This window comes from Flavobacterium sp. ov086 (assembly GCF_900187965.1).
In the GTDB taxonomy this organism is placed as follows: domain Bacteria; phylum Bacteroidota; class Bacteroidia; order Flavobacteriales; family Flavobacteriaceae; genus Flavobacterium.
This window is the reverse complement of record NZ_FZNL01000005.1, coordinates 178,288-196,476: the sequence shown is the minus strand read 5'-3', so window position 1 is coordinate 196,476 and position 18,189 is coordinate 178,288. Positions and strand designations below refer to the sequence as shown.

The following is an 18,189-nucleotide window of genomic DNA, read 5'->3' as shown; positions in this document are numbered from 1 at the left end:
CAATAGATTTTCCACCAATCCCCAACAGGACATCCAAACCAAATTCATAAAGCCAATTAAAGACAGACACTAGATATAATACGCCAATCTCTTCAAATCTTTCATAAAATTTATAGAAATTTGTCCAGTCGAGGTCACTACAAAAAACGCTAAATCTTTTGATTTAGCGTTTTTTTTATGCTTTTTTCATACTATTTAGTCCAGTTTTAGGATCAACACGAAAACTAACTTTTCATGGTTCGAATTTTTCAAAAGAAATCCTTAGACTATTTGAAATAAACAATCTAAAAGTGACTTCATTAAAGATTTAATCGAAGCTAAACGATGATTCGAAGTCCCGTTTAGGATATAGATTTTTTTTCTCTTTTGGTTTATCGCAGTTGTTTGATGTTAAATATAAAATAATTCCAAAATGGACTTAATACATTTTCTGTCACAAAAGCTAAGGCGAATTTCAAATAAATAAACCATCGCGGAACTATCCGTAGAGATTTTTTATCTCCGACATAACAAAGGTACTTTGGGTACTCCCTATACTTTCAACTGATCCCAATTTATTAAACACAAAATCCTGATAATGCTTCATGTCTTTGGCAGAAACTTTCATTAAAAAATCGTAATCACCAGAGATATTATAACATTCTACAACTTCTTCTATTTTCATAATATCACTAACAAATTGATTGCCAATATTGCGATCGTGCTGTTTAAGTTTGATATTGCAGAAAACAATAAACCCTCTGTTTAATTTTTCTGCATCAAGCAGGGCAATATATTTTTTTATATAACCATTGTTTTCTAATCTTTTAATACGCTCAAAAACAGGCGATGCCGAAAGATTTACCATCTTAGCAAGTTCTTTTACAGTATATTTAGAATTATCGTGTAGTATATTTAATAACTGAAGATCAATATCGTCTATTTGTTCCATAGAATATTACTTTAAATAAGTTTAATTTATTTTTAAATCAGAATAAAATTCTTCAAATATAACCCAAAACAATACAAAAATCTTATTTTACACAAGTTAAAAACATAACATACTGCAGCGTATATCTTCACAGTATAAAAATCTAAAAGGCATTATTTTATAGCAGAGAGCGTTATCCTTGGTGCCCTTTATCGAAAAAAGATAAAGGGCCACGTCATTAATAAAACTATACTTCTTTTCGTCGAGCCATGCCCTGAGCTATGATACTAGCGGCAATCAATTGCAAGGCATGGTAAAGCATAAGCGGCAGCAATACGATGCCGGTGATAGTACTGTGCTGAAAAAGTACTTTTGACATAACAGTGCCGTGTACCAATGACTTTTTAGACCCACAGAATAAGACAGTAATACGATCTTCATCTGAAAAACCAAGCAGGCGGCTGAGAAGTCCGACACAAAAGAATACGGCAAAAAACAACGCCATCATCCCTGCAGCGAGTCCGGCAAGTTCAAGAGCGGTAAAGCCTTCAAAAAGATGTTCGGAAAATGACTTGCAAAACGACGTGTAAATAATCGTTAGAATAACTGCCTGATCGAAATATTTGAGTTGTTTCTTGTATTTTTCGGCAATGGCACCTAAACGGGAATTGAGGCTTATGCCAATGATGACAGGCAGCAAGACTTGAAGAATCAATTTTATGACGATATGAGTGACATCAAAATCGCCTGTCGCAGAAGCAATAAACAGCCCAACCCAGAGAGGCGTAACGACTACTCCAATCAAACTGGAAATGCTTGCATTGAAAATGGCTGCGGGAATGTTTCCCTTGGCGATGGAAACCATGACCACAGAAGAGGAAACTGTGGACGGCAATGCTGCCAGAAAAAATACACCCAGCCAAAGCAGCTCGAAGCCGTTATTGACAAACAACGGGCGAAATGCCAAAACAATAAGCGGAAAAAATAAAAAGGTTGTCAACTGGACGACAATGTGCATTTTCCAGTTGGAAAGTCCGGCTTTTAGTTTCTCAACACTCAGTCGCATGCCATAAAACAAGAAAATCAACGAAACACCAGCATTGGCAATCTCCTCCAGCGAAACAGGTTCTTTGAACATACCTGGCTTTGGCAAAAAATAAGCCATCAGAATCATGGTGGCAATCATTAACAGGAAACCGTCGAAACCTGCTTTTTTTAATACTTCTAATAATTTCTTCAATGTGTTTTTAAATATTATTCCTCCGTTGAGGCACGGACTCATTATTAATATATTGAGACTAAATCCCAAGTTCTTTACGTATAATTTCTGCTCCTGCGCTTAAAGCGCTTAACTTGCCTCTGGCTATGTTTCGAGATAGCGGGGCCATACCGCAGTTTGTAGAAGGGTAAAGATTTTCGGCATCAACAAACTCAAGCGCTTTACGCAGGGTAGCAGCTACTTCTTCTGGCGTTTCGATAGTGTTGGTTGCCACATCAATAGCACCTACCATTACTTTTTTACCGCGAACAAGTTCCATTAAATTTAAAGGCACATTGGAGTTGTGACATTCTAAAGACACCACATCAATTTTAGATTTTTGAATTTTCGGAAAAATTTCTTCATATTGTCGCCACTCTGAACCTAATGTCTTTTTCCAATCAGTATTTGCCTGTATTCCATAACCATAGCAAATATGAATCGCAGTTTGACAGTGTAAACCTTCAATGGCTCTTTCTAATGCTGCCATTCCCCAATCGTTTACTTCATCAAAGAACACATTAAATGCAGGTTCATCAAACTGGATAATATCTACCCCTGCGTCTTGAAGTTCTCTTGCTTCTTCATTGAGTGCTTTCGCAAATTCCCACGCCAATTTTTCCCGGCTTTTATAATGGTCGTCGTACAAGGTATCTACCATTGTCAACGGGCCTGGCAATGCCCATTTTATAGGCTTATTAGTCTGTTTACGTAAAAATTTAGCATCTTCAACAAAAACTGCTTTTTGACGTGCAACCTCACCTACAACCACTGGAACACTCGCATCATAACGGTTACGGATTTTTACTGTTTTACGATTTTCAAAATCTACACCGCTTAAATGCTCGATAAAAGTCGTTACAAAATGCTGACGTGTCTGCTCGCCGTCACAAATAATATCTAGATCTGCCAATTGCTGTTCCTGCAAAGAAATACGTAAAGCGTCTTGTTTCCCTTCAAGTAGCTGATCGCCTTCTAATTTCCATGGTGACCAAAGTTTTTCGGGTGGTGCAAGCCAGGCAGGTTTGGGTAAACTTCCAACAATAGAGGTGGGTAATAATAATTTCTTCATAATAGTATAATTTTAATGCGTTGTAATCAATTAAAGGGTAAAATTAGCAGACCATTGTTCCAGGAGACTTTTGTAAGGCTTAATGAAATGCTTTTCTGCATATTTACCCTGTTCAACGGCCAATCGACTGCGCTCTTCACGGTCATAAACTACGCGAGTCAGTGAATAATCTTCCTGTTTAAGATTAGGTTGATAGATTTTCCCAGCCACTGAATTTGCATTGTAAATTTCAGGGCGATAAATCTTCTGGAAAGTCTCCATTGTGCTGATTGAGCTGATTAGTCCAAGATCAGTATAATCAGCAAGCAGATCTCCGGAATGATAAAAGGCCATCGGTGCCACACTATTCGAAGGCATGAAAAAACGAACTTTTAAGCCCATTTTAGAGAAATATTCATCAGTGATAGAATAATGATCCTGCAGATACTCAAAACCCAGAACCGGATGCTGATACTCAGTACGAGTATAAGTTTTGTTGCTCGATACACTTAGACAAATGATCGGTGACATCTTAAAGTGCTCTTTATAAGTGGCTGAATTGACAAAACACTTATAAAGTTTTCCGTGCAAATCACCAAAATTTTCAGGAATACAAAAATTAGCTTTATTTTTATTGTGCTCGATCAATAAAATACTGAAATCATAATCACGAACATAAGACGAAAAATTATTTCCGGCAATACCTTCGATACGCTGGCTAGTCTTGTGGTCAAAAATATTCGTTTTTAAAACTTCAATCAACGGCAGATTGTTAATACCATTCTTATCATCAATACTCATCGTTACTGTGATGATTTCAAGTCCTACAAGGTAACGATCAGCTTTTGGATTATCAAAATGAGCCAATGCATTGAATCGATTGTTAATCATATTTAATGCATTACGTAAGTTTTGTTGGCGATTACCTCCTCTGGCCAGATTTGCAAAATTGGTTGTCAAACGCGTTTCACTTGAGGGGTGATAGTTTTCATCTAAACAAGTGCTCTTTAGTGTGAATGCAAAATCATTCTGGATTGTATTCTGGGTGTTTTCATTATTCTGCTTTTCGTTTATTCCCCTATCTTGTTGTATGTTTGCTTTCATCTGATGATAATGTTTAGTTTTTTTACCCTGCAAATTTGAATATAAAAGATTAAATATTTTTATTTACACATAAATTCAGTTAATTATTCTTTTAACATGTATTTTTAAAGATTATTAATCTATAAACAAATATAGTAATGAATGAAAACAGATAAATATTCTTTAGTAACCTAAGATGATTGATTTGGAGTTTCCCAGAACACTTCAAAAACTCGAAAAAGAAAACAATATCATTTATATTTGCCAAAAATTAAGATAGAAATAGCAATGAATTTGATAGAAAATTTAAAATGGCGCTACGCCACAAAAGCTTACAATAATATTAAAGTAACAGAAGAAAAGATCGATCAGATCTTACAGGCTATAAATCTTTCAGCATCTTCTTGTGGTCTGCAATCTTACCGTGTTTTTGTTGTAAGCAACCTGGAAATCCAAAAGAAATTAGGTGCTGATTCGTATAATGGACAGATTAGCTCTTGCTCTCATTTGTTGGTTTTTGCTGCATTCACTGACATGTCTTCGAGTTATATTGACAATTATATGGCAATGACAGAAAAGCAAAGAGGTCTTGATGCTGGTGCCTTATCAGTATTTAGAAATGGATTGCATTCCTATTTCAGCACTATTAACGCAGAGCAAAAAGCCCTTTGGGCGGCCAAACAGGCTTATATTGCACTAGGAACAGCACTTATTGCTGCAGCAGAATTGAAAGTGGATGCCACTCCTATCGAAGGATTTAATACCGCCACTATTGATGAGGTTTTGGGTTTGAAAGAAAAAGGGTTGCATTCTACAGTTATCCTTGCTTTAGGATACCGTGATTTGGAAAAAGACTATATGGCAGCTACGAAAAAAGTTCGTTTGCCTATAGATGAAATGATAACGAAAGTTTACTAATAGCTACTAAATTTATTATCGAGAAATTTATCAAATGCTATTACAACTTAATAAATTTACAAAATTCATATGTTTTAACATTTAACCTTAACAAGACATACAAACCTCCTCTTAATCAAAATTCAAAACAATTATCTTACAAATTCACTTCAAAATAAGCCAATTCCTTTAAATCATTCATAAAATGGTTTGTAAATTGTTTAGTAACCGTCACTACTCGGGACAAAAGAAAAACATCATCTTTTGTCCCGTTTTTTTTTACCATTAATATATTGTCTACCAAATAGATACAATTGACTACTTCATTGATTCGAGCGGTTTGGATTTAATAAAACCGAACGCACAACAGAAAGCTAAAACTCTAGCACTTAATTATTATCTTAATTGAATTAAAATATAAAATGACAAGCTTTTATACTTTGGATTACAGTATAACAACAGTGATGCCTTACCCTATTAGCCCCGATAGCAGTGAAATCCTTTTGTGCCAGAGTTCGGTACAAAAGATTGTAACGAATAGCGGGAAGAGCTCCAAAAAACAATATCAAACCTAAAAAACTAATATTAAATACCTTTTACTTTGATATACATCTCATCCAATCTCCAACCCGCACCCACTCTGCCTTTTCTCTTCTTCATCTCTGACGCAATCAATGGTGTAAACTTATAAACCCAGCGCTGGATCGTGGCATGATCCACAAACACTCCTCTAATTTTCATTATTTCCTCAACATCACGTTAAGTAAGTGTAAATCTTAATTTGAAATATACTGCCTGAAGAATTATGTGTTTTGGATAACAATGACCTTTACTGTTCATTTTTTAATGGGTTTAAAATTTTAAAGATAAAGTTATTCCCAGATGCAACGGAACCCTAAAATTAGTCTTATATTCGTTATTTAAAACTAGCTGATGACTTAAAACCTGATAAAATAGAACCTAAAAGCTATTTTATCATAACCATTAAGCAGTTTATCCGCAAATTTGACACCGATTAACTAAAGACAGATTAATTGATATTAACTTAGTTACAAAGTTTATGCATCAAAAGAGAAATGAATAATAAAAAAGGATTTACTACTACCATATTACATTCGGACCGCCTTTTACAACCTGAGTTTGGCGCATTACATCAACCTATTCATACTGCAGTAACCTGGGGATATGAAGATGTAAATGGACTTGTCGATGTATTTCAAAATAAAACAAGAGGTTACGCTTATTCAAGACAAGGTAACCCAACAGTGGCTGCTTTAGAGCAAAAGGTAACTCAAATGGAAGAAGGACTCTCCACTGTTGCTTTCTCTACTGGTATGGCCGCGATAACTTCTTCAATTTTATCGCTTTTAAAAAAGGACGATCATATAATTGCAAGTTCATACCTCTTTGGTAATTCAAGAAGCATTATGCAAACGTTCATTGAAATTGGTATTCAAATATCTTTTGTCGATGGTACGGATATTGAAAATATAAAAAAGGCTTATAAACCTGACACTCGAATGGTCTTTGTAGAGACTATCGCTAATCCAGGCACTCAGGTAGCTGATCTGGAAGAAATTGGTAATTATTGCTCTGAACATAAGCTTATTTATGTTGTGGATAACACGATGACTTCACCTTATATTTTTAAACCAATAAACGTAAAAGCAAGTCTGATTATTAATTCTCTGACAAAATATATAGGTGGCCATGGAAATGCGCTAGGTGGCAGTATTACAGATACCGGTTTATATGATTGGGAAAATTTTCCAAACATCGCACCAGTTTTACGAAGCCAGATTCCCCCTGCTTTACTTGGCATTTCTCAAATTAGAAAAAGAGGATTACGTGATGGTGGTGGAACCTTATCGCCTGAAGCAGCACATAGCATTTCAGTTGGATCTGAAACCTTAGCTTTAAGATTAGAAAGAACTTGCAGCAACGCTTTAATATTAGCCCATTTTCTGAAGGAACATACATTGGTAAAAAAGGTTAATTATCCTGGTTTAGCTTCTCATCCTCAACATAAAATTGCTTCAGATTTATTTCGTGGATATGGCGGATTGATGAGCTTTGAATTAAGTGATAAAATTGATTGCTTAACTTTTCTAAACCGTCTTAAAGTAGTAATTAAATCTAGTAATTTAGGCGATACTCGAAGTCTTGCTATTCCGGTAGCAAAGACCATTTTTCACGAACTAGGAGCTGAACAAAGAAAAGAAATGGGTATTGACGATTCCTTAATTCGACTATCAGTAGGAATTGAAGATATCGAGGACTTATTAGAAGACTTTACTCAAGCACTGTATTAAAAATCAATTGCTTTTTGGAACGCATCTTGAAATCAAAAAGTAGTCAAAATAGCAATTAAAATTTAAGGTCGTAACGTTCGTCACGGAAAGTGGCTCCCCACTGCTTTACTTCTGTTGACTTTGATAACTTAAATCCAGCTCCTTTATACATCTCAAGGGCGCGCTCCTGCATGCTTGTGGTAAGCAGAAATACACTTTTGAATTGTTTATCAATACAGAAATTTAAAGCATCGTTTAAAAGTTTTTTTCCAATTCCTAATCCTCTGAAAGCGGGATCCAATAAAAACCATCTCAGCTGCGCTTCTTCCTCTGTTTGATGTACAATGGCAATACAGCCGATGATACGGTTATTATATTCAGCCATCCAAAGGCGATCTTTGTCTATTGAGCAATGTTCGAGAAATTGATAAAAAGTCTTTATCACATACGCTTCAAATTCATTTGAAAAGATAGATTCATTACCATAAATTAGACCATGAAGATAAATTATATAACCAATATCTCCAGGTTTAACAGCATAACGATAACTAATATCTTTTGCTGTTAGTCTATTTGCCTCACCATCTAGCAACTTCTTTACAGTATACATGGAATCAACCAGTTGCTCTTTTTCGGAGTGGTTCAGCTTTTCGATTCTTAATGCTGTTTGCTGATCAGAAATATCATTTAAAGTTTTTATTAGTTCGATTCCCAAAGCGGTAAGTACAATATTAAAAGCACGCTTATCTTTGCTAGATGATACCTTTTCAATTATCCCCTCTTTTAGTAACCGTTTTAATATTCTGCTTAAGTAGCCCTTATCAAGAGTTAAAGTTTCACAGATTTCCTGAGCTGTTATATCCTGTGCGCTACTGATTTCATACATAATACGGACTTCCGTTAATGTATAACTGCTATCAAGATAACGTTGGTTTAAGATGTCTAAGTGTGATGTGTAAAACCTGTTAAAAGCTCTAATTTCCGATGTTATGTTTTCCATGTTGTACAAATTTGTAATATCATGCAAATATACAAATTAGTTGCTTTAGTCAACTATATTGATTCAAGAAAAATTATGCTCTCAAAAAATTTAGATCCGACTGCCAAGACATAAATATTTACCTGATAGCTTTTTTTAACTAAACAACGAAACTATTACTGTTATTGGCTAATTATAGGGTAGAATATTAACTGTAGTTTTGAGCTTACCCATAAGTTTCTTCTTTTTCAACATTACTAACAACGTTCTGGGACTACAGCGGGTTTGGGGACTAAATTAATCCCATTATTCGGATTTGCAACCCGATCGATAGCTAATAGACAAGGTAAATCATCCCAAATACAAAACCATTTTTTCATTAAGCCAATTGCCCAAATCCGTTGTAGCTGTTAGCAGTAGTTTTTTTATTTACAAATGTGATAAATTAAGTTTAATTCTATTTGTTAATGTATCTACTGTTAAATAAAATGGTTCAGCTCTGTTCTTGTCATTATCACAATGAAAAAATTCAAATCCATTTTTTTTACTTGCCCATATTCCTTTTTCGGTTTTTGAATTTATTTCATCCCAAATTGGATCAGCATAATTACTTGTTTTGATAGTATCAAAAAGTATTGAATTTGTTATTTGCTTAACTATTTCTTTTTCCATTAATTGATTGTATTCAATAGTCAAGGCATAAGAGTAATCAGAATCTAAAGCACCTTCAGTCTGTTCAACTGAATCCAATAAAACTTTAAAGTTTTTTGGTAATTTTAAATCCGTTTTTCCTTGTATTAAATGAGTCATGTTGGCTTTTGTCCACTCATCAGATTTAGATTTGTGACAAGAAATCAAAACCAGTAAAAGAGCGCTAAGTATAGTAATAAATGGATTTTTCAAATTTTGATGTTTAAAATTACGGCTAACTTATTTATATGTGTGATAAAACCACACAAAGCCACCCAAATTAAGATAGATATATGTGATAATTATTACACGTTATTTATTTCAAATATATCTTTTTTTTATTATAAATGATCAAAAAGACATTATAGGGTTTATGAAATTATTATTGAAAAACTAAAAGTCAAAACATAAAAAATGGATTCAACTCTTAGCCCCAATAGCAGTGAAATCCTTTTGTGCCAGGGTTCGGTACAAAAGATTGCTTCGCCAGTTCGCTGGTGCTCGGGTGCAACGTATAGCGGGAAAAGCTCCTAAAAAACAATATTAAAACTAAAAAATAATATTAAATACAATTGACAATGCTGAACACTCAAAAAAGGAACAAACATATTTAGTTACTTTCTGAAAAGGCTATAAAATCAAAAGCAGCATTAGTGAAAAAAAGTGCAATAAAGAAGTAATCAATGCCTTATGGGTTTCTATATAAATTACAAACCTGCCTCTTATAAACGTGCGGACTCTTAAAATTATGCCTTTTAGCTTTGGATTATTTGACATAGATCGTATCGGCGAGGTTTTCCTCATCGATAAATGCCGCTATATACTGCTGTGCTTCCTCTTGGTGCTCTGCCGGAGTTTCAAAAGTATTGATATGAAATTCATCATCCTGGTCAAGGATATGAATAATCTGGGTATATCCTTTGGAGATCAGACTGCCCTTTAATTTAATTATAGTGTGCTGGCGGCGAGGATCCAAATCTTTTCTCACCTTTAATTGTATTGTTTTTTCCATGGCAAAAGATTAAAAAGATTAGCAGATGAGTATTCGCTATCAAATATACTTATTTGATAAATAGGTTTTCCTTTAGAAAAATAGTTTTAACATTAATATTTACACTGATTTTTTTGATTATAAAACAATTATCTATTTGGGCTTTAGAGATACTCTTAAGTTACCTTTGTAGTTTTAGTTTAATGGACTATTATAGGTTAAAAACAGTAGAGAAAACAAGTAAAAACACTACCCTTAAGGCCTATAATCCCTTGACGAGTCTGCATTTTTTACCTAAATTTGCATCATGCTATAAAGTTAAGATTTTGTCCTTAACTAAAACTCCTCGCCAAGTTAGCACATCCAGGTAATCTTTTGCTTATTTCAAACTACTGTTTAAATCAATATTATCCGGTAATTTCCCAATGTTTTGAAGTTTTATACTTGCTAACTTTTGAGCAATACTAATACATTCATCGATTTTTTTATTATTAAGCTTGGCATACAAAAAGCCAGTCCAAAACGCATCACCAGCACCAGTTGTATCTTTAATTTCTTTTATTGGAATAGCATCTTGAAAGAATACTCCATAATTAGTATCCGACAGTTGAACGCCATCTTTCCCTTTGGTTAGACAAATAGTTGATACACCTAAAGCATGAAAATAGTCAAAAATAAATTTTTCTGATTTTGATTCTCCAAATAATCGATAACAGTCGTCTTCACTTACTTTTACTAGCGGATCATTCAATAAATATTCATTTAAAACTTGAATAGCTTCTTTACGATCCGGCCATATTATCTCTGAGAAATTGATATCTATACTTGTTTGCAATCCTAGTTTTTTTGCTTTTTTAGCGCCTTCTAAAATTGTAGTCCGAGCTGGATTTTTGCTTAAAGCAAAACAAGTAGTGTGAAATATTTTAGCTTTCTCGAGTAATGTATCAGGTATTTGATTGAGATTTATCCGGTAATCTGATTGTCTATAAGGAATAAAATCAGGTGTTCCTGTTGATTTTGAAACAAAAATTACCGAAGTAGGTTTAGTCTGGGATTTTCTAACGTGAAAAGTATTTACATTGTATTTTTTTAATTTTTGAATAATATATTCTCCTAAACCATCTTGCCCGCATGTGGCCACTAGTGTAGATTTTAGCCCTAATCTAGCAGCATTAACGGCTACATTTGTTGGAGAACCTCCTAAGTAGCGGTGGTAATCTTTTGTGTTTTCTATCAAAGTGTTTGTCTCGTGACCAATAAAGTCGATTAGCACTTCGCCGACGCATATAATATCTATAGTCTTTTTCATTTTAAACTAAAAAAATAAAATTAGTATGAATACTTTGATGTAGGGTAACTGTTGCGGCGGCACTCCATGCGCAAAAAGGGACTCCATTTGGCGTTTTTGTTTCACTGTTGAAATTTTCATAGAAACTAAAATTTCCTATAGCATTTGCTTTATTTATAGCATTTAGTATCAAAGTAGCTTCTTCTTTTTTGTTTTTTGCTAACAGTGCTAAACCGAAGAAACCATTAACCATTGACCAGCTTCCTCCGTTATGGAACTCATTTGGATAATTCCTGAACTCATATTTGCAATTGTTTTTTAGCAGATTCCAATCTAAATCTTTCTCTAGAATTGGAGGCCAAAAAGCAGGAATTAATTTTAAAGGTCTCTCAGACGAGAGTTTTGTGGCGTGTTTCAAAATGCTGTTTTGAAAATTTGGATCTCCAATATTTAAAATCAAAGCAAGAGAATTGGCAAAAGCGTCAAATTGTATTTTGTAACCTGCTGGTGAAAAAGAACAAGGCATAAAATCTTGGATATTTACTTCTTTATAAGCTCGTTCATGGTATTTTTCTCCAATAGAATTTGGAGTAAAATTAATTTCGATTTGCTCTGTTATTTTTTCGATTTTAGAACTAATTAAATCGCTTTTTACAAAATAATTATAGCTTCTTAATGCCCAAATCCGCAATAATTGATCATATAAAACATAGCCGTCCGTAATATATTCATCAGCCCAGTTTCCAGAAAGAGGCACATACAACAAATGTTTGTTGTTGAATTCCCAAGCTTCCAGAAGTAATAAACATTTTTGAATATTTCTGTCGAATTTTTTTATTAAAGTGTCATCTTTTTTATAAAAAGAATATTGACAAATTCCTATAATAAACCAGGTTACAGCATCGACTCTTCCCGCCAAACCACCGTAACTGACCTCTTTACTATCATTATTGATCATTACGTTGGAAGGAATTGTTCCGTTAAAATATTGGTTTTCAGCTAATGTTTCCAATGTTTTTTCGAAAGTGGCAATCAAATTAGTATCGCCAGAAGCCAAAGCTGCTAATCCGCAAATCACGCCATCACGAGCCCAAACCCTTTTGTAATTGGAAATATTTTGTGCACTTGCCAAAAAACCTTCGGTAGAAGAACAATTTTGGAGTAATTCGATTGCTTTTAAGTAATTGATGTCAGAAATCATAATGCTCTTTTAGTGTTTTTTTCTTTAATTAATAATGTACTCATTGAGCCCAGCAGTAATAATACTCCTGCAAAAGTTATCGCTAAAGAAGGATCATTATTTAAAAAATATTTTAATATAAATCCGAACGATAGATTTTGAATAATCATTGGAATTACAATCATCATATTGATAATGCCCATATAAACTCCATAGCGTTCTTTAGGGATATTAGAAACAACCATAAGATAAGGAATCCCCATCATGCTTGCCCAGGCTATTCCGTAACCAATAATTACTACAAAGAACCAATATTGATTTTGTATGATTGGGAAAAAGAAAAAAGAAATTGCTCCCAATAAAAGGCAAACAAAATGAACCATTTTAGGGCTGTATCGCTTGGCTAACTTAGCTAAGTAAAAAGCAACCGAAAAGGTAACAATAAATCCAAAAGCACCTATTAAACCATTCCATTCTACTGCTTTTTCGTAACCAATTTTATCCTTAGGGGTAAGGTTCCAAACGGATAAGGCAATGCTTTTTGAATTATTTTGCCAAAAGCACATTAAAGCATACCATTGAAATAAATAGACTAAAAAGAGTTTCCACATTACATTGGGCATTTCTAAAACAGCTTTGTAGGTATCCGCAAATGGTGAAAAAATGTTCAAGGGTTGTGTTTTCATTTTTAGAATCTCCTCCTCTGTTGGTGGAATTTCAGATGTTTTTTTCATACTCCACCAAATGGATGAAATAGAAAGTACTGCTCCTAGAAAAAATGAAGCATAAATCCAATTTGGTAGTTGGCCTGTGTAACCTACAAATATTATTGGAAATAGAAATAATGAAATATAGGACAAGAATTGACCAAAGCCAGTAAAAAAACTTTGTGACTGAAAACCTATTGGTTGTTGCTCTTCACTAAGTTTATCTGCAATAAAAGCACGATAAGGTTCCATAGCAGTATTATTACCAACATCTAATATCCAAAGTAAACCTGCAGCCATCCATAACGAACTGCTGAATGGGAAAAGAAAAAGCGCAATACTACAAATTATAGCACCAATGAAAAAATAAGGTTTTCTTCGTCCCCATTTTGGATGCCAGGTTTTATCACTCATTGCTCCAATTATAGGTTGAATTAATAATCCTGTTAGTGGTCCTGCTAAATTTAATATTGGAATTTGATCTGGACTTGCATGTAGAAAATCATAGATTGGGTTTACGGCACTTTGTTGCAAGCCAAAACTATATTGGATGCCAAAAAATCCGACATTCATATTGATAATTTGCCAAAAACTAAGTTTAGGTTTAGAGAATGTCATATTTGTGATTTTTAAATGTTGAAAACAATTCCTACACTATAAAAGTATAGGAATTGGTAACCAACTAACATTATGAAGCTAATTATTAAAATTTGTAAGACAATGCCAGAGATACAGATCTTCCAGGCATTGGTCTTGCTCTAACATAATTCACCGTGTTATCTGTAATATTTCCTTCTTCAGCTTCAGTAATTGCCAAGGTGTCGAATAAGTTGTTTCCTGAAATATTTAATAACAAACCTTTTGTAACTTCAACTTCTACAAAACCGTTTACCATTACAAACCCATTCATTAACAGTTGATTTGAATCTTGAGAAAATGCTTTTGTTTGACCAATAAAACTTAATCCCAAAGTATTTTTATTTCCTGAAAAGTTGTAAGTTGGCATCAAATTGTACATTAATTTTGGTTGTCTTCTGGGTTCATTTCCATTGTTGTCACCCGATGTGATTTTCGCTTTTGTGTACGTTAAGGCTCCTCTTAGATTAAGATTATCATAAACATTGTAAGACGATTCTAGTTCTAATCCATAGGATTTATAATTATTTTTGATAATGCTGTTTGAAGTTGCTTCATATCCGCCTTGCTCATCAGTTTTAGAATGAAAAGCCGTTGCATAAGCATACCCTTTTTGAAATTTTAATTTGTACCCTAATTCTGCTTGTGTCAAAAAATCTAAGGAATTAATCTTATTTCCATCTAAATAATCTAATTCTGAAAACAATATACGATCTGCTTTTGCTACAGCACCTTTGCTGTATCTGACAAATAAAGATTGTCTTGAAGTTAATAAATAATTGGTACCTAAAGTATAAGAAAAATAATCATAATCATAGTTAACTGCAGTTTCATTTGCTGTGTTTATGGCAAATACGTTTTGTTCAGGTACTGAAATTGTTCCGTTGTTGTTAATGTCAAAAGTTCTTGATGTTCCCCCAGCAAAAGATCCTGAAACTTTACCAAGGTCATAACGCAAACCACCTTCAAAAGATAAATTATCTGTTGCATCAAATGATACATTTACATAAGGAGCTGAAACATTGTATTGCGTATCATAATTTCTTGCTAAATTTCCCCATGCTGGAGTTCCGTAAGCATACAGACCATTTTCTGTTAATAAATTTCCCGTTGCATTTGATACATTGATTAGTCGAGGATTATTATCTGAAACTTCTTGCAAATAAGAGTTCCATAACCATGACATAGAAATGTTTTGAATAGATTTGAAGTAACCTAAGGTAATTCCTATCTTGTCTATTTTTTTTGTTACTCGTAGATCATTCATGAAATTATTTAAATTATTTAATTTCACGTCGAACATGTGTATTTTGGATACCAATCCATTTGGGTTATTAAACGATGTTCCTGAATCGGCAAAAGTTAGTGTGGAGCCTGCTCCAAAAGAAGCCGCAATTGTGGCAGCTGAATTAACTTCCGCTGGAAATGGAGCAATAAAACCTCCACTATTAGATGAAAAACGACCATTTTCGGTTATTTTCCAATTACCTTCTAAATCAAATGAAGCACTAATTCCAACGGATTTTGAAATAGGGTTCATTCCATCTGCAACATTTCCTCTTCTTAATTCTCCATCTGGACCTAGCCCAACATTATGGTTTAAATAAATAGATTGTAAAGCACCTGTTGTAGCATTATAACCCTCAACGCTCCCCCAATTTGGGTTGCTATTTGTTCCTGTAACTTTAACCGGCATTGGCATATAAGCTGCGGTTCTGTCGTTCAGGAATTTAGTATAAATAGTTATTTTTCCATTCTCAAATTCTTTGGTAATATTAAATTTTACTTGCCCTCCATTATTAGACGTAAAACCAGTCTTTCTAACACCTTCTCCGGCTCTGTAGAATCCACCAACGTGAAAATAAAGCCCTTCTCCAATTTTTGCTCCATAATCAACGTCTGTTCTGAAATTGTTGTAATCTAGGCCAAAGCTTGTCCTAATCATTCCACCTTCAGTTTTTCCAGTTTTACTGATAAAGTTAATGATTCCGCCTGGAGAGTTAGAAGATAATGTAGAAGCAGATCCTCCACGAATAGCTTCAATTTTTGCAACGTTTCCATCAAATCTTGTAAAAATATCGGCTGTTGCAAATGCAATATCACCAAATAAAAGTACAGGAAGTCCGTCTTCTTGAATTTGTAAATATTTAGATCCTCCAGATGAAATAGGTACACCGCGAACTGAAATATTGGAGTTTCCCTCTCCACCAGATGATTCAGAACGAATTCCAGGAATTGATCTAAAAATTTCAGCTGTAGATCTTGGAGCTGATTGTTCAATTTGTTTAACATTCAGAGTTGTAATCGAAACACTGGATTTGATTTTAGCTTTTGGATTTGCAACTCCAGTTACAACAACATCCTCCAGTTTTGTTGTTTTTATTGTGTCACTTACTGTGGGAGTTTCATTTTGTGAAAATGAAAAATTGAATAGTAACAAGACTATCATCAATCCTAGTCTCTTCAAAAATAAGTTGGTTTTCTTCATGGTTTAAAATTATTTAATTAGTAAAGTATTGGTTATTTTTTATCAAATGTATTTTTATAAAGTATTATATTTAAATATATTTCACACGAAAACGTTTTCGGAAGTACCAAAAACGTTTTCGATTTTTTATTCACATTTTTTTTATAATATTTGTTAAATGAAAGAGACTACTTTAAAAGAAATTGCAAAAATTTTGGGTATATCCATAACTACCGTTTCAAAAGCATTAAAAAACTATCCGGATGTTAGTGAAAAGACTAGAAAATCAGTCCTTGAATTGGTAGAGAAACTCAATTACAGGCCCAATAGTTTTGCTGTAAATCTAAGGACTAAAGAGTCTAAGACTATTGGTTTAATTATTCCTGAAGTAGTTCATCATTTTTTTTCTAGTGTAATTAAGGGTATCCTCGCCGAAGCCGAGAAAAATGGTTATCTTGTTATTATTCTTCAATCGAATGAATCCTTGGAATTAGAAAAAAAACAAATAGCACTTTTAATCAATAAAAGAGTAGACGGTATTTTAATGTCACTTTCCAATGAGTCTAATAATGATGACCATATCAAGGAAATAATTCGAAAAAAAATTCCTTTTGTACAGTTTGATAAAATCTCTAAATTGATTCCAAGTTCAAAGGTTATTATTAATGATCAAAAGGCTGCGATGGAAGCTGTCCAGCATTTAATAGATAAAGGATGCCGTAAAATTGCTCATGTTCGTGGTCCTGAAAACCCTCAAAATGCAATTGATCGTTTTTTAGGGTATAAAAAAGCTTTAGAAAAAAACGGAATTTTGTATGATTCTAAACTAGTATACACCTGTAGGAATGTCACTTTTGAAGAGGGAATTACATTTGCAAAACAAATTCTCGAGGAGCATTCAGATGTAGACGGGATTTTTGCCATTACGGATTTGGTCGCTGTAGGGATTTTGGCATATTTTAATGATAAAGGAATTCCAATTCCAAATCAAATAGCAGTAATTGGTTTTAGCAATTGGTTTATGTCTCAGGTAATAAGCCCAAAATTGAGCACCGTTGATCAACCAAGCTGTGAAATGGGAACTTTAGCTTTTAGATTGTTACTTGAAGAAATGCTTTGCAAAAAGGAAAACAAAGTTTTTGAGCCCAGAACAATAGAACTCAAAACTAAAATTATAGAAAGAGAATCAAGTTTAAAAACGAATTAAAAAAGTAAATAACTGATATGTTCAATCCATCATTAACTTTTAGAATTTAGTTTTATAGTTATAAAATGGCTAAGCTGGGATTCTTCAAAACTTAGAGAATCGTACGATTTTTTTAAGGCACGCGTTTTAAAAAACATTAATAATCCAACTACTGAAATATCACAAGATATCAATTCAATAACTTGGTCTATTTGGCCAAATCCTGTTTGGAGAACTATCCGTGGACTAAAAAGGCAGGATAGTGCAACACAAAAAGACTGGGCAATTTTAAAATCAAATCAACTTCCAGAACAACTGTCCTTTGCCGTCATTGAGCACAAGGCCCGGAAAAAAAATCTTGATAATGAGATAGATTTTTCATTCGCAATCAGTATTAAGGTTTTGCAGGGGGAACTGGAAATTTACGAAAAGATCAAGGTTAGTAACCAAATAACCGTTGAACAGAATGTTCGTGCATTTTGATAATTTGTAAATCAACCAATTTTTAGCACATGACGTTTGAAGTTCATACTTTTTTGTTACAAAAATTTAGGAGTAGTCATTTTACTTTAAGT

The 18,189-nt window shown here is 33.6% G+C and carries 14 protein-coding genes; 3 read left to right on the top strand and 11 right to left on the bottom strand.

The genetic code is table 11. The annotated features are described in order from the left end of the window. Positions 1-478: 478 nt before the first annotated feature. The 4 genes from CHB81_RS08015 to CHB81_RS08000 all read right to left on the bottom strand — a co-directional run bounded on the left by CHB81_RS08015 (position 479) and on the right by CHB81_RS08000 (position 4,323). Entirely contained in the window at positions 479-931 is a 453-nt protein-coding gene (locus tag CHB81_RS08015; RefSeq protein WP_035644147.1) for an Lrp/AsnC family transcriptional regulator, read from the bottom strand. 226 nt (positions 932-1,157) lie between these two features. Then, on the bottom strand, positions 1,158-2,150 hold the full coding sequence (locus tag CHB81_RS08010; RefSeq protein WP_089351475.1) for a bile acid:sodium symporter family protein: 993 nt from the start codon (positions 2,148-2,150) through the stop codon (positions 1,158-1,160). 58 nt (positions 2,151-2,208) lie between these two features. Then, the gene (locus tag CHB81_RS08005) at positions 2,209-3,240 is read right to left on the bottom strand and encodes a methionine synthase (protein WP_089351366.1); all 1,032 of its coding nucleotides are present in this window, start codon (positions 3,238-3,240) and stop codon (positions 2,209-2,211) included. A 30-nt stretch (positions 3,241-3,270) separates the two neighbouring features. After that, positions 3,271-4,323 carry a DUF1852 domain-containing protein gene (locus CHB81_RS08000; protein WP_176427503.1) on the bottom strand — a complete coding sequence of 351 codons (1,053 nt, stop codon included), beginning with the start codon at positions 4,321-4,323 and terminating at the stop codon, positions 3,271-3,273. A 267-nt stretch (positions 4,324-4,590) separates the two neighbouring features. On the opposite strand from CHB81_RS08000, the gene CHB81_RS07995 reads away from it, so the two are divergent. Together CHB81_RS07995 and CHB81_RS07990 are read left to right on the top strand one after the other, a co-directional pair. After that, complete coding sequence (locus tag CHB81_RS07995; RefSeq protein WP_089351365.1) at positions 4,591-5,220, top strand: nitroreductase family protein; 630 nt, start codon at positions 4,591-4,593, stop codon at positions 5,218-5,220. Between the two features lie 1,055 nt (positions 5,221-6,275). Further along, positions 6,276-7,511 carry a cystathionine gamma-synthase family protein gene (locus CHB81_RS07990; protein ID WP_089351364.1) on the top strand — a complete coding sequence of 412 codons (1,236 nt, stop codon included), beginning with the start codon at positions 6,276-6,278 and terminating at the stop codon, positions 7,509-7,511. 55 nt (positions 7,512-7,566) lie between these two features. On the opposite strand, the gene CHB81_RS07985 is transcribed toward CHB81_RS07990, so the two are convergent. The 7 genes from CHB81_RS07985 to CHB81_RS07955 all read right to left on the bottom strand — a co-directional run bounded on the left by CHB81_RS07985 (position 7,567) and on the right by CHB81_RS07955 (position 16,449). Next, positions 7,567-8,490: a helix-turn-helix domain-containing GNAT family N-acetyltransferase gene (locus CHB81_RS07985; RefSeq protein WP_089351363.1), complete on the bottom strand. Its 924-nt coding sequence runs from the start codon at positions 8,488-8,490 to the stop codon at positions 7,567-7,569. 408 nt (positions 8,491-8,898) lie between these two features. Further along, complete coding sequence (locus tag CHB81_RS07980) at positions 8,899-9,372, bottom strand: hypothetical protein (RefSeq protein ID WP_089351362.1); 474 nt, start codon at positions 9,370-9,372, stop codon at positions 8,899-8,901. Between the two features lie 553 nt (positions 9,373-9,925). Next, a complete protein-coding gene (locus CHB81_RS07975; protein ID WP_089351361.1) occupies positions 9,926-10,171 on the bottom strand; it encodes a hypothetical protein in 246 nt (81 codons plus the stop codon). 358 nt (positions 10,172-10,529) lie between these two features. Further along, positions 10,530-11,459 (bottom strand): carbohydrate kinase family protein, encoded by a 930-nt coding sequence (locus tag CHB81_RS07970; protein ID WP_089351360.1) that lies wholly within the window; start codon positions 11,457-11,459, stop codon positions 10,530-10,532. A gap of 1 nt (position 11,460) precedes the next feature. Next, positions 11,461-12,639, bottom strand: coding sequence for a glycoside hydrolase 100 family protein (locus CHB81_RS07965; protein ID WP_176427502.1), 1,179 nt, complete (start codon positions 12,637-12,639; stop codon positions 11,461-11,463). Beyond that, positions 12,636-13,943 carry an MFS transporter gene (locus tag CHB81_RS07960; RefSeq protein ID WP_089351359.1) on the bottom strand — a complete coding sequence of 436 codons (1,308 nt, stop codon included), beginning with the start codon at positions 13,941-13,943 and terminating at the stop codon, positions 12,636-12,638. Before CHB81_RS07960 ends, CHB81_RS07965 begins: the two co-directional genes overlap by 4 nt. 85 nt (positions 13,944-14,028) lie before the next feature. Further along, complete coding sequence (locus tag CHB81_RS07955) at positions 14,029-16,449, bottom strand: TonB-dependent receptor (RefSeq protein ID WP_089351358.1); 2,421 nt, start codon at positions 16,447-16,449, stop codon at positions 14,029-14,031. Positions 16,450-16,606: 157 nt separating this feature from the next. Between CHB81_RS07955 and CHB81_RS07950 the strand changes: the two genes are divergently transcribed. Next, positions 16,607-17,635 (top strand): LacI family DNA-binding transcriptional regulator, encoded by a 1,029-nt coding sequence (locus tag CHB81_RS07950; RefSeq protein WP_089351357.1) that lies wholly within the window; start codon positions 16,607-16,609, stop codon positions 17,633-17,635. The last annotated feature ends 554 nt before the right edge of the window (positions 17,636-18,189 follow it).

Coding starts and splice junctions, on each gene's coding strand:
- CHB81_RS07995 (WP_089351365.1), top strand. CDS start 4,591: ATGAATTTGATAGAAAATTTAAAATGGCGCTACGCCACAAAAGCTTAC.
- CHB81_RS07970 (WP_089351360.1), bottom strand. CDS start 11,459: ATGAAAAAGACTATAGATATTATATGCGTCGGCGAAGTGCTAATCGAC.
- CHB81_RS07960 (WP_089351359.1), bottom strand. CDS start 13,943: ATGACATTCTCTAAACCTAAACTTAGTTTTTGGCAAATTATCAATATG.
- CHB81_RS07975 (WP_089351361.1), bottom strand. CDS start 10,171: ATGGAAAAAACAATACAATTAAAGGTGAGAAAAGATTTGGATCCTCGC.
- CHB81_RS08005 (WP_089351366.1), bottom strand. CDS start 3,240: ATGAAGAAATTATTATTACCCACCTCTATTGTTGGAAGTTTACCCAAA.
- CHB81_RS08015 (WP_035644147.1), bottom strand. CDS start 931: ATGGAACAAATAGACGATATTGATCTTCAGTTATTAAATATACTACAC.
- CHB81_RS07955 (WP_089351358.1), bottom strand. CDS start 16,449: ATGAAGAAAACCAACTTATTTTTGAAGAGACTAGGATTGATGATAGTC.
- CHB81_RS07985 (WP_089351363.1), bottom strand. CDS start 8,490: ATGGAAAACATAACATCGGAAATTAGAGCTTTTAACAGGTTTTACACA.
- CHB81_RS08000 (WP_176427503.1), bottom strand. CDS start 4,323: ATGAAAGCAAACATACAACAAGATAGGGGAATAAACGAAAAGCAGAAT.
- CHB81_RS07950 (WP_089351357.1), top strand. CDS start 16,607: ATGAAAGAGACTACTTTAAAAGAAATTGCAAAAATTTTGGGTATATCC.
- CHB81_RS07990 (WP_089351364.1), top strand. CDS start 6,276: ATGAATAATAAAAAAGGATTTACTACTACCATATTACATTCGGACCGC.
- CHB81_RS07965 (WP_176427502.1), bottom strand. CDS start 12,639: ATGATTTCTGACATCAATTACTTAAAAGCAATCGAATTACTCCAAAAT.